Source organism: Synechocystis sp. FACHB-908, assembly GCF_014698595.1.
In the GTDB taxonomy this organism is placed as follows: Bacteria; Cyanobacteriota; Cyanobacteriia; order Cyanobacteriales; family Microcystaceae; genus Synechocystis.
Window position 1 is genome coordinate 1 of sequence record NZ_JACJTH010000012.1, and the last position, 25997, is coordinate 25997.

27 protein-coding genes are annotated in these 25997 nt (G+C 47.9%); 8 read left to right on the forward strand and 19 right to left on the reverse strand.

What is annotated here, in order from left to right:
• The 5 genes from H6G46_RS04955 to hypB all read right to left on the reverse strand — a co-directional run.
• Positions 1-87, reverse strand: an 87-nt coding sequence (locus H6G46_RS04955) for an IS630 transposase-related protein (RefSeq protein WP_242021163.1), incomplete at its 3' end; no start/stop codon positions are given.
• Positions 88-291: 204 nt separating this feature from the next.
• Entirely contained in the window at positions 292-1779 is a 1488-nt protein-coding gene (gatB, locus tag H6G46_RS04960; RefSeq protein ID WP_014407113.1) for an Asp-tRNA(Asn)/Glu-tRNA(Gln) amidotransferase subunit GatB, read from the reverse strand.
• A 100-nt stretch (positions 1780-1879) separates the two neighbouring features.
• Positions 1880-3832 (reverse strand): penicillin-binding protein 1A, encoded by a 1953-nt coding sequence (locus tag H6G46_RS04965; protein ID WP_010872930.1) that lies wholly within the window; start codon positions 3830-3832, stop codon positions 1880-1882.
• A 192-nt stretch (positions 3833-4024) separates the two neighbouring features.
• A complete protein-coding gene (locus tag H6G46_RS04970; protein ID WP_010872931.1) occupies positions 4025-5599 on the reverse strand; it encodes an NAD(P)H-hydrate dehydratase in 1575 nt (524 codons plus the stop codon).
• Between the two features lie 19 nt (positions 5600-5618).
• Complete coding sequence (hypB, locus tag H6G46_RS04975; protein WP_010872932.1) at positions 5619-6476, reverse strand: hydrogenase nickel incorporation protein HypB; 858 nt, start codon at positions 6474-6476, stop codon at positions 5619-5621.
• Positions 6477-6658: 182 nt separating this feature from the next.
• Between hypB and H6G46_RS04980 the strand changes: the two genes are divergently transcribed.
• The 3 genes from H6G46_RS04980 (at position 6659) to H6G46_RS04990 (ending at position 9349) form a co-directional block, all read left to right on the forward strand.
• On the forward strand, positions 6659-7006 hold the full coding sequence (locus tag H6G46_RS04980) for a hypothetical protein (protein WP_010872933.1): 348 nt from the start codon (positions 6659-6661) through the stop codon (positions 7004-7006).
• A 38-nt stretch (positions 7007-7044) separates the two neighbouring features.
• Complete coding sequence (locus H6G46_RS04985) at positions 7045-7950, forward strand: LD-carboxypeptidase (protein WP_010872934.1); 906 nt, start codon at positions 7045-7047, stop codon at positions 7948-7950.
• Positions 7951-8353: 403 nt separating this feature from the next.
• On the forward strand, positions 8354-9349 hold the full coding sequence (locus H6G46_RS04990) for a pentapeptide repeat-containing protein (RefSeq protein ID WP_010872935.1): 996 nt from the start codon (positions 8354-8356) through the stop codon (positions 9347-9349).
• Positions 9350-9424: 75 nt separating this feature from the next.
• Here the strand turns inward: H6G46_RS04990 and H6G46_RS04995 are convergent, their stop codons facing one another.
• The 10 genes from H6G46_RS04995 to H6G46_RS05040 form a co-directional block, all read right to left on the reverse strand.
• Positions 9425-9640 carry a hypothetical protein gene (locus H6G46_RS04995; protein WP_010872936.1) on the reverse strand — a complete coding sequence of 72 codons (216 nt, stop codon included), beginning with the start codon at positions 9638-9640 and terminating at the stop codon, positions 9425-9427.
• A gap of 110 nt (positions 9641-9750) precedes the next feature.
• Entirely contained in the window at positions 9751-10569 is an 819-nt protein-coding gene (locus H6G46_RS05000) for a transporter substrate-binding domain-containing protein (RefSeq protein ID WP_020862325.1), read from the reverse strand.
• A 61-nt stretch (positions 10570-10630) separates the two neighbouring features.
• Complete coding sequence (locus H6G46_RS05005) at positions 10631-11968, reverse strand: TRAP transporter large permease subunit (RefSeq protein ID WP_010872938.1); 1338 nt, start codon at positions 11966-11968, stop codon at positions 10631-10633.
• The gene (locus tag H6G46_RS05010) at positions 11968-12507 is read right to left on the reverse strand and encodes a TRAP transporter small permease subunit (RefSeq protein WP_010872939.1); all 540 of its coding nucleotides are present in this window, start codon (positions 12505-12507) and stop codon (positions 11968-11970) included. The genes H6G46_RS05005 and H6G46_RS05010 overlap by 1 nt, the downstream gene beginning before the upstream one ends.
• Positions 12508-12672: 165 nt before the next feature.
• On the reverse strand, positions 12673-12990 hold the full coding sequence (rpsJ, locus tag H6G46_RS05015; protein ID WP_010872940.1) for a 30S ribosomal protein S10: 318 nt from the start codon (positions 12988-12990) through the stop codon (positions 12673-12675).
• Positions 12991-13128: 138 nt separating this feature from the next.
• Entirely contained in the window at positions 13129-14328 is a 1200-nt protein-coding gene (tuf, locus tag H6G46_RS05020) for an elongation factor Tu (RefSeq protein WP_010872941.1), read from the reverse strand.
• Positions 14329-14387: 59 nt separating this feature from the next.
• Complete coding sequence (fusA, locus tag H6G46_RS05025) at positions 14388-16463, reverse strand: elongation factor G (protein ID WP_010872942.1); 2076 nt, start codon at positions 16461-16463, stop codon at positions 14388-14390.
• Between the two features lie 206 nt (positions 16464-16669).
• The gene (rpsG, locus tag H6G46_RS05030; protein ID WP_010872943.1) at positions 16670-17140 is read right to left on the reverse strand and encodes a 30S ribosomal protein S7; all 471 of its coding nucleotides are present in this window, start codon (positions 17138-17140) and stop codon (positions 16670-16672) included.
• A 150-nt stretch (positions 17141-17290) separates the two neighbouring features.
• Positions 17291-17671, reverse strand: coding sequence for a 30S ribosomal protein S12 (rpsL, locus tag H6G46_RS05035; protein WP_010872944.1), 381 nt, complete (start codon positions 17669-17671; stop codon positions 17291-17293).
• Positions 17672-17767: 96 nt separating this feature from the next.
• Positions 17768-18403: a TIGR04282 family arsenosugar biosynthesis glycosyltransferase gene (locus H6G46_RS05040; protein ID WP_010872945.1), complete on the reverse strand. Its 636-nt coding sequence runs from the start codon at positions 18401-18403 to the stop codon at positions 17768-17770.
• A 111-nt stretch (positions 18404-18514) separates the two neighbouring features.
• On the opposite strand from H6G46_RS05040, the gene purD reads away from it, so the two are divergent.
• Together purD and H6G46_RS05050 are read left to right on the forward strand one after the other, a co-directional pair.
• The gene (gene purD, locus H6G46_RS05045) at positions 18515-19774 is read left to right on the forward strand and encodes a phosphoribosylamine--glycine ligase (RefSeq protein ID WP_010872946.1); all 1260 of its coding nucleotides are present in this window, start codon (positions 18515-18517) and stop codon (positions 19772-19774) included.
• Positions 19775-19978: 204 nt separating this feature from the next.
• Complete coding sequence (locus H6G46_RS05050) at positions 19979-20593, forward strand: hypothetical protein (protein WP_010872947.1); 615 nt, start codon at positions 19979-19981, stop codon at positions 20591-20593.
• Positions 20594-20645: 52 nt separating this feature from the next.
• Here H6G46_RS05050 and H6G46_RS05055 read toward each other — a convergent pair whose 3' ends face one another.
• From H6G46_RS05055 to H6G46_RS18425, 3 genes are all read right to left on the reverse strand, one after another.
• On the reverse strand, positions 20646-20996 hold the full coding sequence (locus H6G46_RS05055) for an RpiB/LacA/LacB family sugar-phosphate isomerase (RefSeq protein ID WP_020862323.1): 351 nt from the start codon (positions 20994-20996) through the stop codon (positions 20646-20648).
• A 28-nt stretch (positions 20997-21024) separates the two neighbouring features.
• Entirely contained in the window at positions 21025-21336 is a 312-nt protein-coding gene (locus tag H6G46_RS18420) for a transposase (RefSeq protein WP_347237682.1), read from the reverse strand.
• Positions 21337-21479: 143 nt separating this feature from the next.
• Positions 21480-21752 (reverse strand): hypothetical protein, encoded by a 273-nt coding sequence (locus H6G46_RS18425; protein ID WP_020862321.1) that lies wholly within the window; start codon positions 21750-21752, stop codon positions 21480-21482.
• Positions 21753-22078: 326 nt separating this feature from the next.
• On the opposite strand from H6G46_RS18425, the gene H6G46_RS05065 reads away from it, so the two are divergent.
• From H6G46_RS05065 to H6G46_RS05075, 3 genes are all read left to right on the forward strand, one after another.
• Positions 22079-22705, forward strand: a complete 627-nt coding sequence (locus H6G46_RS05065) for a nucleoside deaminase (RefSeq protein ID WP_020862320.1) — start codon at positions 22079-22081, stop codon at positions 22703-22705.
• 148 nt (positions 22706-22853) lie between these two features.
• Positions 22854-23798, forward strand: coding sequence for a hypothetical protein (locus H6G46_RS05070; protein WP_010872951.1), 945 nt, complete (start codon positions 22854-22856; stop codon positions 23796-23798).
• Positions 23799-23884: 86 nt separating this feature from the next.
• A complete protein-coding gene (locus H6G46_RS05075) occupies positions 23885-25555 on the forward strand; it encodes a carbohydrate porin (RefSeq protein ID WP_010872952.1) in 1671 nt (556 codons plus the stop codon).
• 24 nt (positions 25556-25579) lie between these two features.
• Here the strand turns inward: H6G46_RS05075 and H6G46_RS05080 are convergent, their stop codons facing one another.
• The gene (locus H6G46_RS05080) at positions 25580-25876 is read right to left on the reverse strand and encodes a hypothetical protein (RefSeq protein ID WP_010872953.1); all 297 of its coding nucleotides are present in this window, start codon (positions 25874-25876) and stop codon (positions 25580-25582) included.
• Positions 25877-25997 lie beyond the last annotated feature (121 nt).

Below are 25997 nucleotides of genomic sequence, written 5' to 3' on the forward strand. Positions count from 1 at the left end.
TTTATATATCTTGGAAGCCTCAGTTATTTTTCCTCCAGCTTCTATATAAGCTACTACCCTTTGCCTTAAATCTAAACTGTAAGCCATTGTTTAAACCTGTTCATTTTGTACACTCCATAATTTTACATTAAATTCTCTCATCGTTAATTGAAATGACTATAAAAATCAAACTTGCAGAGCTTTATAAACGAGTTGATTTTTCCAAATAACCAAGGCAACAATGCTCCCCAACAGTGCAACATCAAGCCATGGGAAGCAATGCCCAAATGCCATTAGTTAGCCGGGGAAACCTTAAGCTTGGGCCAGGAGTTTACCAATTAATTGATTAGTCAACTTTGGATCTGCCTTGCCGCCAGTACGTTTCATGACTTGACCGACAAAGAAACCCTGCATATTGCCCTTACCACTGCGGAATTTTTCCAACTCCTTGGGATGGTCAGCAATGACAGCTTGGATGATGGCAGTCAACTCGTCGGGGTCAGAAATTTGCACCAAGCCCCTAGCTTCAATAATTTTCTGGGGAGAGCCACCTTTTTCCAGCAACTCCGGCAGAATATCTTTGGCAATTTTGCCGCTAATGGTGCCTTTGGTAATTAGATCAATTAACTCCGCCAGGGCCGACGGTTTCAGGGCCAGCCCGCTGATGGTCAAACGGTTGTTGTTGAGGTAGGCGGCAATGTCCTGGGTAACCCAATTGGCCACTGCTTTCGGGTCAGCTCCGGCATTCACCGCTTCCTCAAAATAGAGCGCCACATCCCGGTCTTCGGTCAATACCCGGGCATCATAGGCAGATAAACCCAGTTTCTGTTCATAGCGGGCCCGTTTGGCACTGGGGAGTTCCGGCAAGGTTGCAAACCAAGTTTGTTTCTGTTGCTCGGACACTTCTAAGGGGGGCAAGTCCGGTTCAGGAAAATAGCGATAATCGCTGGAGCCTTCCTTTTTTCGCATGCTGATGGTGCGCTGACTGCCTTCCTCCCAGAGGCGGGTTTCTTGGTAAATCTCCTCCCCGTCGGCGATGGCCTTAATTTGCCTTTCAATCTCATACTCGATCGCCTTTTGGATGGCGCTAAAGGAGTTCATGTTTTTGATCTCCACCTTGGTGCCAAATTCCTTTTGCCCCACCGGACGCACAGAAATATTTACATCACAACGGAGGGAACCTTCTTGCATATTGCCGTCGCTAATGCCTAGGTAACGCACCAGTTGGCGTAAAGACTGGGCATACTCCGCCGCTTCCTGCCCCGTGCGTAAATCCGGCTCCGAAACAATTTCTAGTAAAGGTACCCCAGTGCGATTGAAATCCACCAGGGAATGGGTTGACCCCGCCAGGCGATCGCTCCCCGCATGGACTAATTTGCCCGCATCTTCCTCCATATGTAAACGAGTGATGCCAATGGTTTTGCGGGTAATCTCTTTAGTTTTTTTATCCACCAACTCAATTTCCAAGGAGCCATGCTCCACAATGGGCAAATCAAACTGGGAAATTTGATAGTTCTTAGGTAAATCCGGATAAAAATACTGCTTGCGGTCAAACTTACTGTAGGGGGCAATCTGGCCATTGATGGCTAAGCCAAGTTTAACCGCCGCCGCCAACACTTCTTCATTGAGCACTGGCAGAACCCCCGGATAACCCAAACACACCGGACAGACATTGGTGTTGGGGGGACTGTCAAAATCAGTGGAGCAATTACAAAAAATCTTACTAGCTGTGTTGAGCTGACAGTGGGTTTCTAGCCCAATAATCGCTTCGTAATCGGTTTTAACAGCAGTGGCAGTCATGAATTTCCGGCAGATTGGCTTCCTCCCATTCTGCCATACTCCCGCCGTCCAACGGGCACTTTTCTCCCTCACTAACCCCCAGCGGCGATCGGATCAAAGCCTAGGATTTTTGCTGTTTTTCCGGCTTGGGACGGGGGAATTGGGAAGGAGAGGGGAAGTTTTCCACTGGCATATTTTTGATGGCCTGACTCATAAAAGAGCGCCAAATGGGAGCGGCATAACCCCCTCCTGAAATCCCCTTACCCAGAGAACGGTTAGCATCATCTCCAATCCAGACGGCGGTGGCCAATTGGGGCACATAACCCACAAACCAAACGTTGCGCTCATTGTCTGTGGTGCCAGTTTTGCCAGCAGTGGGACGCCCTAGGTAGGCCGATTTACCTGTCCCTCCCTGGACAACGGAAGTGAGCACTGAAGAAGTACTAGCCGCAGCCCAGGGATCTAACACTTGTTGGGGCTTGGGAGTATTGTCTAGCAGGACATCTCCCCGCACATTGGTAACCCGCAAAATTGCGGTGGGCTCAGAATACCAGCCATTGCTAGCTAGGGTGGCATAACCTACGGCCATATCCAATGGAGTCACATCCACCGACCCCAGGGGCAAGGAAAGAACAGATTGCAATGGTGTTTTAATGCCCATCTGCTTAGCATCCTCAATCACCTTATTAAGGCCAACACGACTACCAATCAACACCGCTGGAATATTGGCAGAACTGGCCACTGCCTGGCGAATGGACATAGAGCCGGAAAAACCGCCGCCATAGTTTTTGGGAGAATAGAAACCTGCTCCGTCTCTCAAACTGATGGGACGGTCTTCAATGGAGGAATCGGGGGTGTATTTTCCACTGGCAAAGGCACTGTAATAAACAAAGGGTTTAAAGGCCGAACCCGGCTGACGACGGGAAATGGTGACCCGATTAAGTTGGCTTTTGTTGTAGTCCACTCCCCCGGCCATGGCTTTGATGAAATGGGTTTCCGGCTCCACCGCCACTAGGGCAATCTGTAAATCCTTTGCCCTTCCCATGCGTCCCCGCAAACCGCTATAGGCGGACTTGACAGTTTTTTCCGCCAGCTTTTGGGTGTCGTAGTCAACGGTACTTTGTACTCTCAAACCGCCCTGGGCCAAGGCTTCTTTCCCGAATCTAGTTTCCAGTTCAGCAATAACTGCATCGGTAACGTAGGGCAATTTGCTGTTTTGCCAAGCAGTGGGTTGACCCAACTTGTTCTGGAGGGGTTCTTTTTTTGCTGCCTCGGCCTCGGCAGGGGTAATCCAACCAATACTGACCATGCGGTCTAGTACGACTTCCTGGCGTTCCTTAGCCGCAGTAAAGTTGTTGAAAGGGCTATAGGCCTCCGGGGCTTGGATCATGCCAGCCAACATAGCCGATTCGGCCAAATCTAGATCAGCAGCGGATTTTTTAAAGTAGCTCTCAGCCGCCGTTTGGATACCGTAGTTATTATGGCCCCAGTAGATATAGTTGAGGTACATGTCCAAAATTTGGTCTTTGTCGAATACCTGTTCGACTCTAATCGCCAAAACCGCTTCGGCCAATTTGCGGGTAAAAACTCTTTTTTGGCTCAGATAAATATTTTTTACCAACTGCATGCTAAGGGTAGAAGCCCCTTCGCTTACTCCACCACTTTTAAAGTTGACTAACAGGGCCCGCCCAATGCTGTTGGGGTTGATGCCTTGGTGTTTATAAAAATTGCTGTCTTCGATCGCCAGTACGGCACGTTTTAGGTTGGGAGAAATTTCCGCCAGGGGCACAATTTTGCGATGTTCTTCCCCGTGGAGGCTGAGCAATTCCCGTCCTTTGGCATCGTAGATATAACTGGTTTGGGCGGGCACGTAGGAAGTTAGACCCCGCACATCGGGTAGATTACGAAAACTAAAGGCCAAGCCAGCCACCCCTCCTGCCACCACAGCGGTAGAAACTAGACCCACCCCCAGAAAAGTGGTGCCGGTGGTGCACAATACCCGCTGGAAAAAATTAGGCTGGGCTTTGGCTTTGACCTTGGTGGAAGACGGTTTTAGGGTGCTAGTGGATGACACGGTGTAAGAACTTCCTCACGCCAGGAAATGGAATTTGTAACCTTGCAGACTCAGATGATTAAAATTAGCTACTCCCCAGGAACAATTTTCCCCGGAATTAATCTTAGTTTAGCTTACCGACATTCGCCCAGAAGTCAACTGAACTAGGCTAACCCAGTCCCAAGCTCGCTTAGAGGGGATTTTTTGCCAAAATCAACTTGAATGGGACAAATTAGCGGGCCAGTTAGCGACATTGGGACCAAGCCACTGGCGACAGGCCGGAATTAAATACTCTGCTAAATGTTGGGCGTCTACCCCCAGAATTGTTCTTTGTTGAGACGCTAAAATACCGGCTTGGGCATGCCACCAGGCTGCTGTTGCCACCCTTTGGGCAAGGTCAAATTTTTCTGGCTGGGCCAAGATACCCCCCATTAATCCCGTGAGGACATCCCCACTGCCTCCTCGGGCTAGGGCTGGAGTACTATCTTTGATTGCCCAGGTGGGGCCCGTTGGACTAGCAATGACCGTTTTAGCCCCTTTGAGCAGCACTGTGGCCTGACACATGGCCGCCGCTGTTTGCACTGCAGTGAGGCGATCGCCTTGGTCAATGTCGGGAAAAAGTCTTTTAAATTCACCTCCATGGGGAGTTAACACGGTGGGGGCTGTCCGTACTGCCAATAGGGGTAGTAATTGTTGCTGAGCCAATTGGTTGAGACCATCGGCATCCAAAATCAGGGGACAATTAACCGACAAAACTTCTTCCACCAGGGGGCCCACGTCCGAGCCTAACCCTGGTCCAAGGGCCACAGCACTGTAACGGGATAGGTCCAAATTGCCCAAACCGGCGATCGCCCCGGAGGGAGTTTCCAAAAGACCTTTCACCAAAACTTCGGGACATTGACTGTGGAGCAAGGCCTTAATCCCCATGGGCACCGCCACTGTCACCATCCCCACCCCACTGGCCCTGGCCCCCAGAGTGGTTAGCAACGCTCCCCCGGCATACTGTTGAGAACCGCAGATCAGTAATAGGTGGCCCTGTTGATACTTGTGGGTCACTAACGGGCGACTGAGGGGCAATGTTTGTTGAGCTTGGTCAGCTCCAAGGACTTGCACTGGCCAAACTTCTCCTAAAACATTGGCGATCGCCTGGGGGGGTAAGCCGATGCCCAATAACTCCGTCTGACCTAGGTGGGCCAAAGCCCTGTCCTGAAAGTAAGCTCGTTTCCAAAGACCAAGACAAAAACTCCGGTCTGCCTCCACTGCTACACCTAAAATTTCCCCCGTATCTGTCTCAATACCTGAAGGTAGATCGATACTGACCACGGGGATAGGTAGATTGTTGATAGTTGTGATTAGGTCGGCGATTGCTCCGGTGATAAGTCTAGTTAAACCAACGCCGAACAAGGCATCAATAATCAGATCGCAATGGGCCAAAGCCTGGACCCCATCCACCCAAGGGATGCCCAAACTTTTGCCGTAGTCAACGTGGTTTTGGGTCAGGGGTTTTAACTTGTCCAAGGGCTGTAAAACCTGAACCTGGTAGCCCTGGAGCTTTAGTTCCCTCGCCACCACTAAACCATCGCCACCGTTATGGCCCGGGCCCACCACCACCCCGATGCGGGGATATGTGCTGAGGGGATAGAGCGTTAGCAATCTCTGGGCGGTCTGTAGAGCCGCTTTTTCCATCAAGGCCGCCACTGGCATACCCTGGGTGAATAGCCAATTTTCAATCTCCTGCATTTGGGCCGCACTGACCACTGCCCGGAACCATGGAGACGTCACTGCCATAATCTTTTTCCTTCAACTCTTAGGCCAATGCTGGATCAACCAACGGCGAATAGTGTTGGAGTTGCCATTGATCCAAATACTCATACCAGGACTGCAATCCTTTCCCCGTGCGGGCAGACACTGCAAAAATTTGGGCTTGGGGGGCCACTTGCCGTAGGTTTTGCCAAGCCAGCTCTGCATCAAAATCCACTGCGGCGGCAATGTCCTGTTTGGTGACTAAAATAACCTGGGCTGATTTGAAGGTGGCGGGATATTTAAGGGGTTTATCCTCCCCTTCTGTGACGGAAAATAATACGACCCGTAAATCTTCCCCTAGATCATAGGTGGTGGGGCAAACCAAATTACCAACATTTTCAATGATCAATTGATCGATATTGTCTAAATCTAACTTTTGGGCCGCCTTGGCCACCATTTCCGCTTCCAGATGGCAAATATTTCCTGTGGTGACCTGAATGGCGATCGCCCCGGCACTGCGGAGACGTTGGGCATCGTTATCGGTGGCTAAATCCCCCACAATGACGGCGGTGGGATGGTCTTTTTGTCGATCGCCGACCATTTTTTCGATCAGAGCAGTTTTACCGGCTCCGGGAGAAGAGAGGAAATTCATCACCAGTAAGCCCTTAGCCTGGAAATAGCCCCGATTCCTTTCCGCTAGGCGGTCATTCTTGCTGAGAATGCCTTGGCCAATGGCAATGGACTGGCGATCGGGTTCAATGGTCACAGTCTGCTGACTTGGACTTTTGCTGTAGTTGCCATGGTGGTGATGATGTTCTTGCTGGTCATGGTCATCATGGCTGTGGGCAAAATTTCCATCGCCATGGTGATGGTGGCTATGGGCAACGGTTCCCACCGCACTACAACCGCAGTTTTGGCACATAATAACCTTCCCCCTCGGGCGGAAATATTAATGTTATGACCCCATGGTAAGAGAGGATGCTTGAAAGAGGTTCTACTTTAATTGCCATTTGGCACAGTAATCTGGAATTGATGGTGGAGACCCAGGTTTGTCTTTTCTGGCTCCATTGATTAAATATCCAATTTCCCAGCCCCATTTTTGTAATGACAGCTCCCCTAACCCTCAACTTACTCCAAGGTTCTGTTCGTTTTCCCTTTAGTGCCGAAGCGGCGATCACCCTCCAGGGGGAGATCAACCAATTGGTCAATCAATTAAAGGCCATTGGTGCTCAGGTTAACCAGGGAGGCCGACCGGAGAAGCAACAGAATTTGGAATATTGCCACAGTGGAGAAGTCTTTTTAGAAGTATTTTGCAACCCAAATATTTACCCCAGCCCCTTTGCGGCTAAGGTATTGCTCACACTACGGGATGACCGGATTCGTTTGACCACGGAAGCGGAATTGCCCAGACTCATTGAAGATTTGGCTGAATATCTAGCCCAGCATGGTTAGATCCAGCCCTGGTAAACCTTGTAAACAGTGCCCAACCAATGTCTTCCCTGCCCAAAAATTTTCTTCAACCTCTCCCTCTCCAACCAGGCGATCGCCTCACTGTGGTGTCCCCCAGCGGTAGTCTGCGGGAATTGGCGGACTTGCAAAAAGGGGTGGATATTTGGCGATCGTGGGGCTACGAGGTAATTTTCAGCCAAGGTTACCACAATCGCTTCGGCTACCTAGCGGGAACAGATCAACAACGTAGGCAAGATTTACTCCACGCTTGGTTAGACCCCCAGTGTAAAGGAATTTTATGTAGTCGGGGGGGCTACGGCTCCGCCCGGTTGCTGGAAGATTGGCAATGGCCGGCAATTAGCCAACCAAAATGGGTGTTGGGTTTTTCCGATGTCACAGGGATTTTATGGAGTTTGCTCAAATCAGGTATTATCAGCCTCCACGGCCCTGTGTTGACTACCCTCAGCGATGAGCCGGATTGGGCCCTGGAACGGTTGCGTGGGCATCTTCAGGGTCTTCCCCTTGCACCATTGACCGGGAACAGTTGGCAGAAAGGAATGGCCCGAGGGCGTTTAGTGGCAGGTAATTTAACCGTTGCTACCCATTTTTTAGGAACAGAATGGCAACCAGATTTTGAAAACGTAATTTTGGCGATCGAAGATGTGACCGAATCCCCCTATCGCATTGACCGCATGGTGACCCAATGGCGAGCCTCCGGCAATTTATCCCAGGTAGCTGGCATTGCCCTGGGGCGGTTCAGTGAATGTGAAGCTCCCGCCGGATTCCCCAGTTGGACAGTGGAAGAAGTCCTTGGCGATCGCCTGGGGGATTTGGGCATACCAGTGGTGGCGGATTTACCGTTTGGTCATGGCGGCGTCAATGCCATTTTGCCCGTGGGTAGCAAAGCGGAATTGGATGGGGACGCTGGCACCCTCAGCTTTTTGTAAAGTTTTATCATCTTTTGCCTCCGGAGATATTCATTGTCATAGCTCCGGTATTAATGCTCCAGATTGGTCTGGGCAATAGCTTTGTGGCGATTATGGCCGGGGGAAAAATTCATAAAACTTATTAAAATTATTTGTTAATGAGTTTATAGCTTAACTACAAAAAGTTAATAGCTTGCTGGCATAAATAATCAATTTTTCTTGAAAAATATTTAGAAAAAATCTTTATACAGCAAAGGTTATGGACTCCACTCTCTATCTTAAGACATAGACAATTTTATTCTTAATAAACAATTAAGAATTGTGTCAGCCCGGCAAAAAAGTGTGTCCAAATAGTTTGTTTTAGGTAAAATCCATTACAGACGGAAGGATTTTTCTGGGCAAATATCTATTCAACGTCACTGCTGTGCTTTCATTGATCAAAATTGCCGCCGCCCAAACCCAGTGGCCAAAGAGAGACAACAGTAAATATTCTCGACATGGAGTTTCCTTGTCTATGAACATCAATCCTCTCCTGCGGGCCTACGAACACGGTGTGCGCCGCTTTCCTCGGGAAAATTTACAAAATGCTGACCTATCGGGATTCACTCTGATTTCTGTCGATTTTGAGCGCACGAACCTGATTGGTAGTAATTTGCAGCGCACCTTTTTGACCAAAGCCCGCCTGGGGCACTGCCAAATGAACTGGGCAGATTTGACCTATGCCAAACTCAACCAAGCAGATTTAAGCCATGCCGATCTGACCAAAGCCAGTCTCTACGGGGCTTTTGCAGTTAAAACTAATTTCAAAGGAGCTAAGCTGAGCGGGGCAACCCTAGCCCATGCCAATCTCCGGGGAGCTAATCTGGAGCAGACTAATCTGACCGGAGCTAATCTGTTTGCTGCCAATTTACGGGAAGCCAATTTCCAGAAAGCCGATTTTTCCTGGGCTAATTTACAGGAAGCTTGCCTTAGTCTGGCTAATTTGCGCGATGCTAGGTTGTGGGCAACGGATTTGCGCCGGGCTTTTATGAAGGAAATGGATTTAAGTGCTCTCAGTCTCCACGGTTTAGCCATGGATGGGGCGAAATTAACCGGCAGTTGCCTGCGGGACACAAACCTTAGTCACTCCAGTTTGCGGGGCGCTAACCTCCGGGGGGCAGATTTAACCGGAGCAAATCTCACTGGAGTGGACCTGACCGGGGCTGATCTGATGGGGGCCAACCTAACCCAGGTAGTTTGGCACGATGCCGTGGTGGAAGGCGTTAATTGGGAAGAGGCGATCGCCGACCAGTCCATGTTTCGCGAAGGGATATTAGGACTGGGAAACCATCACAATCATCGCAGTCATAACGTCCACCAGGGGCGCCAGGGACTAAATATTAGTTGCTTTGGGGGCCTGCAGGCCGCCTATGTCATTTAGCTGAAATGCACTGCAATAATTAAACAGTTGATTGATAATAGTCAATCAAAAGTACCACCGGCGGAAGAATCACCCCTAAAAGATTAATGCTTCCAGGAGAGCGGCACAGCCGAAGGATGCCAGGGCAACTTTAATCAGACGCAGTCCCTGCTGATTCAACCAATCCCGTTGGCGACGGAAAAACATGTAGGCATTCATGGCCCCCATCAAAAAGAACAGCAGAGAGAGCCAGTTGGTTTCTTTGGTAGCTGTGTCTGCGGAGGACATCGCCCAGGTCTGTGAGGATTGCATGTTTGATTTCTCTAGGTAAACCAACTTTGACAACTACACCTTAACAAAAGCCAAGGCAATTGTAAACCTTTGTTAAGTATTGTTGACTGGGGTGAAATTTTCTGCATTTCTTAGAAGGGCAGGCCCCAGGCTTGCCATTGTTGCCGGAGCCAACCAGAAGCCCGCAATTGCAGTAGGGTTTGGTTAACTTCCCGTTGGAGAGCCTGATGTTGCAATCCTTTGGCCATGGCGATCGCTAAGGGGTTAACTGTTAATTGCAAAGGTAAATGATAGTAATCGGATTGGGATTGGGCCCAGCCGCTCAGCACGGAATTGTCCCCAGCAAAGGCCATGGCTTGGCCCTGTTCTAGAATTTGATAGGCTTGGTCGTAGGAATCTACCCCCACAAGGGTAGCTTGGGGAAATGCTTGTTTGATAACGGGAATGGTGCCGCTGTTATTAAGCACCGCAATGGTGTGAGCCTGGTTGCGGTCTATGTTTTTCAGGGAGCTGTTTTTGCTAATTAAACCAACTCCGTCCATATAGTAGGGCGGGGAAAAATCCACCAGGCGATCGCGAGCAGGATTTTGGCCCATTTGGGCAATGATTAAATCCACGTCACCATTGAGTAATAGGGGAAGCCGGTCCTGATTCTGTACCGGAACCAACTCCACCGCCGTTTCATCCCCCAGCAAAGCCAAAGCTAAACGACGGGCCAAAGCAATTTCTAAACCAGTTAATTCCCCCTGTCCATCCCGAAAACCCAAAGGTCGTAAGTTATCCTTCACTCCCACCCTTAATTTACCCCGTTGCCGAATGGCTTCTAGGCTGACTTCTCGGCTAGTCATAGCTATCCCGTTGGTTTCCAAGACCATGGTTTGGGCCGTCGCACTGACAGTTAAACCCGGAATTAAAAATAGTAAACAGCTAGCGACAATTAGGCTACGCATGGAAAGAGTAGTATAAGTAAAAAAGCAGAAAAATTTCCCCATAGGTAGAAAATTAATTACTTTATTGAACACTTAAAGAAGGTAACCAATTAATCAGAGCAGGGAAAATAATAATTAACAACAACACTAAAACTTGCAAGCCAATGAAGGGCACAGCTCCCCGATAAATTTGTCCAGTGGTCAAGCTAGCTGGTGCCACTCCCCGTAAGTAAAAGAGGGCAAAACCAAAGGGCGGTGTGAGGAAGGAGGTTTGTAAATTGGCTCCCACAATGACACCGTACCAAATTAAATCAAGGTTTAGTGCCTCTGCCACAGGCTTAAACAGAGGCAGAACAATAAAGGCAATTTCAAAAAAGTCAATGAAAAATCCCAGGATGAAAATGGTGATCATACTAATGGCTAAAAAGCCAATTTGGCCACCGGGTAAATTAGCCAAAAGATCAAACATAAATCGATCGCCTTCCAGCCCCCGGAACACTAAGCTAAACGCAGTTGACCCCAATAGGATTAGCATCACCATGCTGGTAATGCGTAGGGTGGCGTCACAGACTTCCCAGAGGGCTTTCCAGTTCAGACGTTGATTAAAATGGGCCAAGGCGATCGCCCCGATGGAACCCACGGCCCCTGCTTCGGTGGGACTAGCAATGCCGAAGAAAATACTCCCCAGCACCAACAGAATTAAAACTAACGGGGGCAACATCACCTGCACTATACGTCTGCGTAATTCCTGGCCGCCAATGTTCCTAACTTCGGCCGGTAAAGCCGGGGCTAAGTCCGGTTTTAACCAGGCAATTATCAAGACATAAAGGGCAAAACTGCCGGCCATCATTAGTCCTGGAAGGAGGGAGCCGATAAATAAGTCCCCCACGGAAACTCCCAATTGATCAGCTAAAACGATCAAAACTACGCTAGGAGGAATGATTTGTCCCAGGGTGCCAGAGGCGACAATGACACCGGATGCTAACTCTTTGCTGTAGCCATAGCGCAACATAATGGGTAGGGAAATTAAACCCATGGCCACAACGGTGGCCGCCACAACTCCGGTGGTTGCCGCCAGCATAGTACCCACTAGGATCACCGCCAGGGCTAGTCCTCCCCGCAAATGCCCCAGGATAATACCCATGGTTTCTAATAGTTGCTCAGCAATGCCAGACCGCTCCAGCATGGATCCCAAAAAGATGAAAAAGGGAATAGCCAGCAGAGTACCATTGGCCATAATGCCAAAAATCCTTTGGGGCATGGCGGACAAGAATATGGGGTCAAAGGAACCTAAAGCCGCGCCGATGATGGCAAATAAAATCGCCACTCCCCCCAGGGAAAAGGCAACGGGATAGCCACAGCCCAGGAAGACCAATGCCCCCACAAACATCATTGGCCCTAACCAATCGTAGTCCACCATTAACCCCTAGCCTCCGTATCAACATGACCAAGGGCGATCGCCAGATTTTTAATTACTTCCGCAATGCCTTGGAAAATAAGTAGGACAAAACCGACAATAATCATGGTTTTAATGGGATAACGGGGTAATCCTCCCGGATCCGGCGAAGTTTCCCAAATGTGCCAGGAATTGATCACCGATTCCCAAGAATAAAAAATCACTAGCCCACAAAACGGGAATAAAAATAAACAGGTACCCAATAAATTCACCCAAGCCCGCTGGCGATCGCCAAGGGATTTGTAAAAAATATCCACCCGCACATGGTCATTGGTTTGCAGGGTGTAGGCAGCACCGAGAAGAAAAACTAGATCAAACAAATACCATTGGGCTTCTAGCAAACCATTGGAGGCCAAGTTCTGGCCTACTAAGCGGCCGAGGTAGCGCCCCACCACATTCCAGCCGCCAGTTAGTACCATTGCCAATACTAACCATGCGGTAAATTTCCCAATCCAAGCGGTGAATTGATCGATAAGCTGGGCAATTTTGAGTAATTTGTCCACTAATTACTGGCCTCCCTCAGCCAAAGAACTTCCCATAAAAATAGAGCAAATTCTAGATGTTCAGACTACAACCTAGACCAGCAAGTTTCGCCATTAAACAAATAAAAAATCCTCACCATTTTACTAGCGAGGACAATTTGACTCTAAAAATAAGAATGTCAAATTCTATAGCTTGACTTCGATATCAACCCCGGCAGGGAGATCCAACTTCATCAGAGCGTCAATGGTCTTGGAAGAAGGCTGATAAATGTCGATAATGCGGCGGTGGGTGCGGGTTTCAAAATGTTCCCGGGAATCCTTATCCACGTGGGGAGAGCGCAACACACAATAAATTTTCCGTTTGGTGGGCAAAGGAATCGGCCCCACAGCGGCGGCATTAGTACGATTAGCGGTATCAACAATTTTGTCGCAGGATGTATCGAGGAGGCGACGGTCAAAGGCTTTGAGGCGGATACGGATTTTTTGTTGTTGCAATGTTGCCATGGAAATTTAACTCAGAATTAGCGGACTGTTTAATTGTCAAGGTTCAGAAAGTTGAATAGTCAGTGGGGCTGGCCCAGTCAGAAAAAACTTACCGTAACCAACCCAACACCAACTACATCATGAATGTTGTTCTAAGGACTACTTCAAAATCTTAGAAACAACACCGGCGCCGATGGTACGACCACCTTCGCGGATAGCAAAACGCATCCCCTGTTCAATGGCGATCGGGTTAATGAGCTCAACGGTCATTTTGATACGATCCCCAGGCATAACCATTTCCACAGCACTGCCGTCGTCAGCGGTGTAGCTTTTGATGGTACCGGTTACGTCAGTGGTCCGTACATAGAACTGAGGGCGGTAGTTGGCAAAGAAAGGAGTGTGGCGGCCACCTTCTTCTTTCTTGAGCACGTAAACTTCCCCTTCAAATTCGGTGTGGGGAGTGATGGAACCGGGTTTAGCCAAAACCATACCCCGTTCGATGTCCTCTTTTTGAATCCCCCGGAGGAGCAGACCCACGTTGTCCCCAGCCATTCCCTCTTCAAGGGTTTTTTGGAACATTTCCACACCGGTAACAGTGGCTTTACGGGTATCTTTAATGCCGACGATGGAAATTTCTTCGCCAACTTTAACTTTTCCGCGCTCAATCCGACCGGTGGCAACGGTACCACGACCAGTGATGGAGAATACGTCTTCCACCGCCATCAAGAAGGGCTTATCAACTTCCCGCTCAGGGGTGTCGATGTAGTCGTCAACGGCTTTCATGAGTTCAAGAATCGCATCTTTGTATTCTTTTTCTCCTTCGATCGCCTTGAGGGCAGAGCCAGCAACGATGGGAATGTCATCACCGGGGAAATCGTAGTCGCTGAGCAATTCACGAACTTCCAGTTCCACCAATTCCAGCAGTTCTTCGTCGTCCACCATGTCTTTCTTATTCAAAAAGACCACCAGTTTGGGAACCCCTACTTGCTTAGCCAAAAGAATGTGTTCCCGGGTTTGGGGCATGGGGCCATCAGCGGCGGAAACCACCAGAATCGCACCGTCCATCTGGGCAGCACCGGTGATCATGTTTTTCACATAGTCAGCGTGACCAGGACAGTCTACGTGGGCATAGTGACGGCTATCGGTTTCATACTCAACGTGGGCAGTATTGATGGTAATGCCCCGGGCTTTTTCCTCAGGAGCCGCGTCAATATCTTCATATTTCCGGGCTTTGGCACCACCCAATTCCGCCAAGGTCATGGTGATCGCCGCCGTTAGGGTGGTTTTACCGTGGTCAACGTGACCAATGGTGCCAATGTTTACGTGGTCTTTCGTCCGTTCAAATTTTGCGCGTGCCATGAATAAATAAGTCCTTTGATTGTTTCTACACAGATTGCAGTCCTAGGAGAACTGCCGGCTTAGGCATAGCCTCTGCTTTTGGCGACGATCGCCTCGGCAACATTACGGGGTACTTCTGCATAATGGCTAAATTCCATCGAAAAAATACCCCGGCCTTGGGTTTTTGACCGGATATCGGTCGCATAGCCAAACATTTCCGCCAATGGAACACTAGCGGCCACTTTGGCTATGCCCTGCTCCGTTTCCTGGCCCTCAATATGGCCCCGACGGGCATTGAGGTCACCGATCACGTTGCCCATGAAGTCATCAGGAACTTCAATTTCGACTTTCATGACCGGCTCTAGGAGCACAGGGTCAGCTTGGCCCACAGCCTCCCGGATTGCCATGGAACCAGCAATCTTGAAGGCCATTTCCGATGAGTCCACATCATGGAAAGACCCATCTACCAAGGTGGCTTTGAGGTCAATGACCGGGTAGCCCGCCAATACCCCCGAAGCACAGGCTTCTTTCATCCCCTGTTCCGACGGGGCAATGTATTCCTTGGGAATAACGCCACCGACGATTTTAGAGACAAATTCAAAGCCCGTCCCTGGCTCGGTAGGCTCCACCTCAATGACCACATGGCCATATTGGCCCTTGCCCCCACTCTGGCGAATAAATTTACCTTCTGCCTGTACTGCCTTACGGATGGTTTCCCGATAGGCTACTTGGGGAGCACCCACATTGGCCTCCACCTTAAATTCCCGTAGCATGCGGTCCACCAGAATTTCTAAATGCAATTCTCCCATGCCAGCAATTACCGTTTGGTTGGTCTCGGGATCGACACTGACGCGAAAAGTGGGATCTTCCTCGGATAAAGATTGTAAAGCTTTGGAAAGCTTATCCATATCCTGTTTAGTTTTTGGTTCCACCGCTACGGAAATAACTGGCTGGGGGACAAACAAGGATTCTAAAATAATCGGCTCTTGGTCATCACAAAGGGTATCCCCAGTGAGGGTATCCTTGAGCCCCAACACTGCGCCCAAATCTCCGGCATTTAACTGGTCCACCTCAATGCGGTCATCGGCTTTGAGGATGATTAATCGGGAAATGCGTTCCTTCTTCTCTTTGGTGGAATTCAATACATAACTGCCCTTTTCCAACACGCCGGAATAAACCCGCACGAAGGTGAGCCGGCCAAACGGGTCCGCCATTACTTTGAAGGCCAAAGCTGACAGGGGAGCTTTATCTTCCGCCGGTCTGGTGGCTACTTCGCCATCGGGTAGATGTCCCTCGATCGCCGGCACTTCTAGGGGGGAGGGGAGGTAATCCACCACCGCATCGAGTAAAAGTTGAACTCCCTTATTTTTAAATGCGGAGCCACAAAGCACTGGCACCATGGTCCCAGCAATGGTTCCCCGGCGCAGGCCGGCTACTAACTCATCGGCGGTTAACTCTTCCCCTTCCAAGTATTTCTCCATCAGAGCATCATCTGCTTCCGCCACCGATTCCACTAGGCGCAGGCGATATTCTTCCGTTTTATCCTTCACTGAATCGGGAATGGGAACTTCCTGGATATCTGTGCCCAGATCGTTTTTGTATAAATAGGCCTTCATGCGCACCAAATCCACAATGCCTTCAAACTCCGCTTCACTACCGATGGGAATTTGAACGGGCACCGCATTGGCCCGTAGGCGATCGCCAATCTGTTGACAGACCCGGAAAAAATTAGCCCCGGTGCGGTCCATCTTATTGACGAAGGCAATGCGGGGCACTTGGTATCGTTCCGCTTGACGCCACACTGTTTCTGATTGGGGTTGCACTCCACCCACGGAACAAAATACAGCAATTACTCCGTCCAACACTCGCATGGAGCGCTCCACCTCAATGGTGAAATCCACGTGCCCCGGAGTGTCAATGATGTTGATATGATGCCCCAACCAATCGGTACTAATAGCGGCGGCGGTGATGGTGATGCCCCTTTCCCTTTCCTGGGCCATCCAGTCCGTTACTGCCGTACCTTCATGAACCTCACCGATTTTATGAACCACGCCAGAGTAGAACAGAATCCGTTCCGTCGTGGTGGTCTTACCCGCATCAATGTGGGCGGCGATACCAATGTTACGTATTCGTTCTAGGGGCACTGTGCGAGCCATAAAGTTTACTCCTAACCGGGGGTTCGACCAAAAACAAGCTCTCTCTTTCCCAAGGGAAAACGGGAGGCCATTAACAATTCTATACGTTTTCCCCGACCTTTCTAGATCTGCAACTAAATCTAGGGGGAATTTTCCTGAAAACTAACCCAGGGAGGCGTGGGGGCAACTCAACCCCAAACCTGTATCAATGTTGCCTTGCCTATTGCCTAGTAGCGGTAATGGGCAAAGGCCTTGTTGGCTTCGGCCATGCGGTGGGTTTCTTCCCGCTTTTTGATGGCGGCACCGGTTTCATTGGCGGCATCCATAATTTCGTTAGCCAATTTGCTTTCCATGGTGCGACCACCCCGAGCACGGGAAAAATGCACCAACCAACGTAAAGCTAGGGCAGTTCCCCGGGCAGGACGAACTTCCATGGGTACTTGGTAGGTGGCACCACCAACCCGGCGGGCTTTAACTTCCACCAGGGGAGTCAAGTTTTTGATTGCCTTTTCAAACACTTCCAAGGGATCTTCGCCAGTTTTCTCACCAACGGAGGCCAAGGCATTGTAAACAATGCTAGAAGCTAAGGATTTTTTGCCGGAGCGCATTACCCTACGGATGGTCATACTCAGCAGAGTGCTGTTGTAAACGGGATCCGGGGGCACAGGGCGCTTTTTGACATTGCCACGACGAGACATAACTTTTTACTCTTTTTGCTCTGGATAACGATTAAAAGTTGTGATTACTGCCAAACGTTTCGGGCTGGGTTGCCGAAAGTAAGGGGAGTGGTAAAGCCAGCTACACCTTCACTGGACAGGGGCGGCTAGGCTAATGGAAAGTTGGGAAAGTTATTTCTTCGCTTTTTCCCGTTTGGTGCCGTATTTGGAGCGACCCTGTTTGCGGTCTTTAACTCCGGTGGCGTCCAACGTGCCCCGCACAATATGGTAGCGAACCCCAGGCAAATCTTTTACCCGACCGCCCCGGATTAGTACTACGGAGTGTTCTTGCAGGTTGTGGCCAATGCCAGGGATATAGGCAGTTACTTCAAACCCGGAGGTGAGGCGTACCCGGGCCACTTTCCGGAGGGCGGAGTTGGGCTTTTTGGGGGTGGTGGTGTAAACCCTAGTGCAGACTCCCCGCCGTTGGGGACATTGCTTGAGGGCAGGGGATTTAGTTTTCTTCTGTACCTTCGAGCGTTCGCTACGAATTAGCTGCTGGATAGTTGGCATGTGTTAAATATAGTGGGAATTAGGATCGTTCTCCTAATAGATAAGAAAATCATCGACAAATTTTCATCATACCGCTGCCTATTTAGCGCTGTCAACCTAAGTTTTATCTGCTGCGATGAAGGTGACGGGTAGGTATTGCAAGTCCGTGGGATGGTCTATGTCCGGTAGGGTTGGTAAGTCGTAAGGGCGATCGCCATTTTGGACAATTTTTGCCAAGGTCTGTTGGTAAACGACTCCAGTGCCCCAGTCAATTTGCTCGAAATAGGCTGGGTTGAAGTTGGTCAAGCCCATTAGATAATAACCGCCATCCAGGGCCGGCCCCAGCACTACCGGGTAATTATCCAAGGCAGTGAAGGCGGTTTGGAGTAGTTCTTGAGTAATACCAGGGCAATCAATGCCGATAATCACAACTTTGTTGCCTCCCTGCCCAAAGGCCCACTGGCAAGACTGTTGCAGGCGATCGCCTAAATCTCCAGTTCCTTGGGGTTGATAACAAAAATTAGTTCCTAGCCACTGTTCCATCTGCTGTCTAGTTCCGCCAGTGTAAAAAACAGTTATTTGACAAGGGGCATCGGTTTGGCAGCGAAAATTATGGGCGGTTTGAACGGTATGTTCCGTCAGTTGTTGCTGTAGCTTGGCCGCTCCCCTAGAGCCAAGGGCAGGGATCAGGCGAGTTTTGGTTTTTCCGGGTTCTGGCCAACGGGTGAAAATAATTAAATGCTGTTCAGCCATGGAAAGTGGGGGGGCGGAGATAAATAACTCCAGTCAACTCCGGCCATTCTGTTAATCTTGAGAACGGCTAATTTATCATAATTTTTCCAGCAGTTGTAGAGGTTACAGTCCATGAAAGTGGCAGTTATTGGTAGCGGTGGACGGGAACATACTTTGGCTTGGTCGTTAGTTCGATCGCCGGAGGTGAGCCATTGCTATTGCTTGCCGGGAAATGGCGGTACTGCTGGGTTACCGAAAACAGAAAATGTGGCGATCGCCGTGGATCAACTGGGGGAAATTTGTGAATTTTGCCAAACGGAAAAGATTAATTTAGTAGTGGTGGGGCCGGAATTGCCCCTTACCCTGGGGTTGACCGATCAATTACAAGCACTGGGTATAAAAGTTTTTGGCCCCACCAAAGCCGGGGCAGAATTGGAAGCGAGTAAATCTTGGACTAAACAGTTATTAATCGAAGCGGGAGTGCCCACAGCTTTTGGGGAAACTTTCACTGAGCCAGCTCCAGCCCAGGCCTATGCCACGAAAATGGGAGCTCCCATTGTGGTGAAAGCCGACGGTTTAGCCGCTGGTAAAGGGGTGATTGTGGCCCAAACTTCAGCCGAAGCAACCACGGCGATCGCCGAATTATTTGACCAGGGCTTTGAAAAAATTGTGGTGGAGGAATTTTTACCGGGGGAAGAGGTGTCCGTGCTGGCCCTCTGTGACGGCAAAACAGTTATTCCCCTGCTACCAGCCCAGGACCACAAACGCATTGGGGAAGGAGACCAAGGGCTCAATACTGGTGGCATGGGAGCCTACTGCCCTGCTCCCATCGCCCCGCCAGCGGTCATAGACCAGGTGCAAAAACAAATCCTACAGCCCACTGCTAACGCTTTAGCTAAACGGGGCATTGATTACCGGGGAGTATTATATGCCGGCTTAATGGTCAGCCCCACCGGGGAAATTAAAGTGTTGGAATATAACTGTCGTTTTGGTGATCCTGAAACCCAAGCGGTGTTGCCCCTCCTGGCCACTCCTCTAGAAAAGGTATTGATGGCCTGTGTGGAACAAAACCTAGAGCAATTGGGACCTCTGCAATGGCATTCCGGTAATGCTGTTTGTGTGGTGGTGGCCGCTGGTGGTTATCCCGGCAGTTACCGCAAAGGAGATGAAATCAATGGTTTGGCTGAAGCCGAAGCTCAAGATGTTAAGGTATTCCATGCTGGCACAGAATTAAAGGAAGGCAAAGTTTTGACCAATGGAGGCCGGGTATTGGGAGTCACCGCCCTAGGAAAAGACTTATCCACGGCGATCGCCACTGCCTATCGGGGAGTAGAACAAATTGACTTTGATGGTATGTATTACCGACGGGACATCGGCCACAAAGCACTTTGACAAGGAGTTGGGAACGGAAATTCTTCGGGGAGAATGGATTGGGGTAAAACAAATTTCCCCTGGGGCCGGAGAGGAAAAGACCAGTGGCCTTGGCAATGGCAAAAGTAAACCAATGGTGTCCTAAAGAGATCAACCGGGAATGTTAATATACGTTGCAGTTTGCCTTGAACTACCTTCCTACATTTGCCCTTCCCCAATTTGACTATGCTTCAACGTCTTGTGCACATATTGGCTTTAACTGTCTGCGGCCTTGCCGTGGTCTCCAGTTTGACTCCGTCAGTCCGGGGACAGGGGGTCACGGAGGTGGAGGAAGTGATTATCGAGGGTAGTGGTCCCGAAAATTCTAGGGAGTTTCGTCCCCTCAACCAAGAAGGTAGTATCTTGAGCGTGGGCGCCGGCCGTCGCTTAATGAATGAAGCTAATGAGGCTATTAATCTTAACCAGTACACAGTGGCTCTGGAAAAACTACAGGAAGCCCGCAAGATTTTTAACCAATTGTCCAACTTTCATCTGCAATTAGCTAATAGTTTCTCGGGCATTAACACGGTTATTTTTGAAGAACAAAGAATTGCCGCTCTGGAAACTGGTCAACTGCGGGATGAAGCTACCTACCGTTTAGCTCTAGTACATCGAGCCAACAACGAACCAGCTTTGGCGGTGCCCCTGTTGCTACAAATTATCCGTTCCCAGAATCCCACCACGGACTTGGGCAGAAAATCCTACCAACAGCTTTATGAATTGGGTTTTGTAGCTTCTCCGTTTGAGGGACCCACCCCCACTGGCACCAATGCGGCCCCTACTGCCCCGGTGGTTAATTAGCCCCAGTTGTGGTCAGCAACATCTTGACTGGACGGTGGAATGCTTACTTGGATTAGGTTTGGCTAGAATATTTTTGCTCGATCGCCGTCACCAGTTGAATACAATCCAATTCTTCCGGTTTGACTTGTTCCGTAAACCAGGCGGCCAAAATTTCCTTGGCGATCGCCGGGGAAGTGGCCCGTAAACTCATTACCAGCACATTGACATCGTTCCACCAACGGGTTCCCTTGGCAGTTTCCGCATCCCTCACTAGGGCGGCCCTGATACCCGGTACTTTATTGGCCGCAATGGAGACACCCGTTCCCGTCCAACAAAATAGTATGCCTTCCTCTACGGTTTGACCGGCCACCGCTTCCGCTAATTGTTGGGCAACCAATGGCCAGGGGTCTTTTTCCCCTGCCAAGGCGCCAAATAAGCAAAGAATGAGATAGTTAGGACAGCTCTCTCAACGCTATATCCAATGCAGCAATCAGCGATTCTCCATTACTAACCAGTTGGGCAACATAACGTTTTAGTTTCGCCCAGAACTTCTCAATTTTGTTCAAGTCCGGTGAATATGGTGGTAAAAATATAACCTCACACCCAGCTTTTGCTAACAATTCCTTGATTCTTTCTTTCGGATGAAAGCTTGCATTATCCATAATTAGTATCTGACCTGGTATTAACTCTGGTAACAACATTTCTTCTATCCACCTGCATACTACTTGGGCGTTGCAGTATCCTTCAAATATCATTGGAGCTATTGTAGTTCCATTCTACCAACAACTTATTATGCTGACTCTCTTGGTTCTATGTCCTAATTTAGTCCCCTTAAATCCCTCTGATTTATGACAGTAACCATAGGGGTAGTCCAGGGTATCATCTAGACCAGCTTGACCCATATAAGTCAATCTTTCTGGCGCATATTGCTTGAGCTCATTTTCACATTCCTTTCTTCTTCATCTATTTCCCTGTAAATATAAGTTTTTTTTCTGGTAAAATCTACTTTCTTTAAAGCTTGACCTATTCTTGTTTTACCGAGCGTCTCGGGCCATTTCTCCGCCATTTCCCTTTGAGTTAAATGACTATTCTCCTCCGCAAATTCTTTGAATTTATCTAAATCATTTATTTTCGGCTGTGGACCACGATGGTAGTCTGTTACTGGGCATACACTTCCCATATACCTCTTTTTCTTAATTCATAGGTCTAATGTGTTGCGACTAATGTTTAGCGTCCTACACACCTGGCTTTTTTTCTCACCTCTTTCCACTGCACTTACTGCTTTTTCTCTCAGGTCAATACTGTAGGGGGCTGGCATCGCTTTTTCCTTATCTTTATCTTTTTCCTATATTATGTCCTAATCTATGCTATGTCCTAATCTATGCTATGTCCTAATCTATGCTATGTCCTAATCTATGCGATTTTTGCTATATGGCTTTATTAATTTTTATTAAGATTTGATTAAATCTTGAGACATCTTTTTTTCAGAAATGTACATTAACTTTATTGTTAGCAGGTAAAGTAAAAAAAATCATGTCATTTTCAGAATCTAAAATTATTGACCGCTTACTTTCAGTGATTGAACAGGATATTGTTCCTAAAACCCGGGAGGGGGTTAAAGCCGGAAACAAACTATTTGGTGCGGCAATTCTTAAAAAGGAAGACCTATCAACGTTAGTATCCAGTACGAATACAGAAACGGAAAACCCTCTCTGGCATGGTGAAGTCCACACCATGAAAAAACTCTATGAACTTCCCCGGAAAAAGCGTCCTAATCCCCGGGATTGCATTTTTCTTGCCACCCACGAGCCCTGTTCACTTTGTTTATCAGCTATTACCTGGGGCGGATACGATAATTTTTATTATCTTTTTAGTTTTGAAGATTCTCGTGATTCATTTAATATTCCCCATGACCTGCGTATCTTAAAAGAGGTATTCAAGGTAGAAAATGGGGACTATTCCCATGATAATTACTATTGGAAAAGTCATGATTTGGTCAAGCTAGTTGATGGCTATCAAGGAGAATTAAAGCGGTCTTTTCTGGACCGCATTGAAAATCTAAAGGCTGTTTATGCTGAAATGTCTGATGTGTATCAATCCAGTAAAGGAGATGCAGACATTCCTTTAGATTAATCTTATTTTTTCTGGAAATAAATTTGATGAATTATAAAATTTTAAAACTTTTACCATTACCCAACTTCACTGGACAAATTAAGTTACTAATTCATTAAAATTTATTGATTTTTGTCGCGAGCACTTTTCGTTTGTTTTTTAGATAGTCATGGATAAATACTCTAATCCAGAGAATAAAGAATGCGTTAATACGGTGCTTTTTGCTGAATTAGTTGCCCCTGAAGATGAGCCAAAATACTTGGCTGATCAAAGGCAACTAATTTTGTCTGCCCAACAACAAATTGGTTTTATTAATGCTGATTTTTTAGCTCCTATTCCAGAAACTAGAACTGAGTGGTTAACAATTATTCAATTTGCCCAAGAAAAAAATCTTAACCACTATCTAAACTCGGAAGAATTTAAGATTCTCTTATCTCATAAATCTTATGTGCAATTATCTAAAAGACAGTTTTTGTCAAATTTTACCCAAAAAGCTTCTATGCTGATTACAACCACTCTAAAGCCAGAAAATGAAGCAAATTGGCTCGAATGGAATGACAAAATTAATAAAACAATGAGGAAGTTTCCTGGCTTTATTGAGTCAGATATTCGGCCATCAATCATAGAACAAAAAGCCAATAACAAAACCTGGATTGTTAATTTTCAGTTCGATAACTTGGATAATCTTAACCACTGGCTCAATTCTCCAGAAAGAGAAGTATTAATTGAAGAGGGCTCTTCTTTTTACGAGGAATCCGTAGTGAGTCAGTTTCCCAGCGGCTTTTCTAGTTGGTTTGATGTTGCAGGAAAACCAACAACACTAGCCCAATGGAAAATGCCTCTTATAGTGGAAATGGGATTATATCCTATGGTGCTTATCCAAACTAAGTTCCTTGGTTTTCTAAATATTTTTCCATTACCTGTGGTTCTTTTAATCAATACCTTGTGCTCCTGTATTTTGCTTCAATATTTTGTAATTCCAGTTATTCAAAAAATGATGCGTTTTTGGCTTTACCCGCAAAAATATTATAAAGAAAAAATTGACTTTTGGGGAAGTGTAATAGTGGCTTTATATTTGCTGTTTATCTGCAGAGTAATGGTGTTTGTATTTTAATAATTGAAGTTGTCTGAAGCGTCTCAATATATCAAAAAAGCTTTATTATTTTTCGCACTATTTTCTCGACTCATCCCTTCTCCATCATGACTTTTTATTATTTGCTTTTTGGTGTGCAGGATTTAGGATTAATACTGTTTTCTAAATTTCTTTCTGCAAATTCTAACTATTCTTGGCTTAAGCTTAGCCTCACTTTGGCGATCGCCATCTTTCCCCAGTCGAAAATTCTGGCCGAGTCTATGCCAGAAGAGGAAGTTGGCAAGATAAATTTAGTTACAGAAATAGAATTTGATGATCAAAATAATAGTAAAAACAAAGAAAATATAGATATATTTCTTAATAAACAATCCCAGTTTCATTTTGCTAAAGATGTTAGAATCAGTCCTTTAAAAGCTTTAACTCCAGGAGAATTAGGGGACTGGCAAGAAGAGGCTGTGCATTATGCCCAGATATTACAGATAAACAATTTTGACCCAGACCATGATCACCATCATGAACCCCATCAATCCGTAGTCGCTATCAGTGGCAACCCCGCCGCCTCTAACATGTTAGTGGGTACAGGACAACTAGGTCAATGGTTAGGGTTAGACGAAAACAGTCCCCTTCGTTTAGGGGGCATTTTTATGGGCAATATTAGTCAACAAATTTCCGGCGGCAATCAGCCTGGTTCCACCGATTTTAATGGAGCTTTAATTTTAGGTTTGGGAATAGATTTAGAAAAAGCAGTGGGTTGGAAAAATGCTTTTTTTGAAGTGGAAGGTTTGCAATATAACGGCCAACCAGTCAACTTTGCGGCAGGTTCTGTCCAGGGCTATAACTCCATTGAAGCCGGGCCCCCTTTGAATCGCACGGAATTGTACCAACTCTGGCTCAATCAAACCTTTCTTGATAATCGCCTTTCTTTTCGGGTGGGCAAGTTAATCCCTTCGATGAATTTTGGTTATGTGGGGCGACCCTTTGTGACCCAAACCAATCCGCAATTATTCACTTCCACCACCGGCTTAATTTATACTCCCGTATTTGTAGGGCCGGCCATGTTGGGCTTCATTCCCGGCTACTACAATTCAGCTTTTGGTTTATATGGTTCATGGAAATCCTGGGGTGCCCCCGGCGACAATCCCGCTACTCCCAATGGTTGGTACACCCAAGCGGGAATTTATGACGGCAGAGGCGCACAGGGAGTACAAACGGGTTTAACTTGGCCTAATTTTTCCGGTGCGTTGTTCAGCGTGGCAGAAGTGGGGGGAACCTGGACTCCCTACGCTGATGATCCGGCAACCGGTTGGGGCAGTGTGGCGGTAGGGGGATGGCGACAGAGTGGTCCGCTAACGGCCCCTGGGGGCGCATTTGAAGCCCAAACGGGGGGCATGTATGCTTACTTGGTGCAAAAACTAGGTAAATTCCGGGATAGCGAAGATCAAAACGGTATTGTTGGCTTTGTCCAAGGTGGTTGGAACAGCTCCAGCACAGCTTTAATGCATAGTTCCCTCGGCTTTGGTTTAACTTTCATTGCCCCCTTTGGCGATCGCCCGTTGGACAGTTACGGTTTCGGTTTTTCCTGGGCCAGGCTAAATGCTAATCCCCTAGCGGGCTACGGCTTTAATAGTTACGAAACCATGATCCAGCTTTATGCCCAGTACCATCTGGTGGGTAATTTATTTATTCAACCGGTGCTGACGGTTTTACCTACTCCCGGTAGTGGTGGGGCTGGGGCTCCTAGTGTAAGTGGCACTGTACAACTCACTTTCCCCTTCTAAAAAACTTCTAGAAAATATGTCCAACTATTCCGGCTGAGAATTGGCAGGGGTGGATTCCACCTCCCCAGTTTCCGCCTCCAGGGTCGATGGAGATTCTACTAAGTTTTCCGGAGGGGTGAATTGGGGTGGCTCCGAATCACTGCCGGTGTTAATTTTGGGAATAAAATCTGGTCTTTTTGATCTTTCCCAACCCACAGGGCGTTTGGAATTGTACCAGGCCACCAAACCGATGGACACCGCCGCCACCAAACCCACAACATAGACCGCTACAAAGTAGGTGGGAAACGTGCCAGCAACCGCCAGGATGGGTAGAGCAAACATATTTTTTAAGAAATAATAGTTGGGGGGGGGAACGAACCCAATCTTAACAAAAATTGTTATCAGGGCAATGGCTCACCCTGGGGTGATTTCAGACATTGAAGGATTAATTCTAGGCATTTGG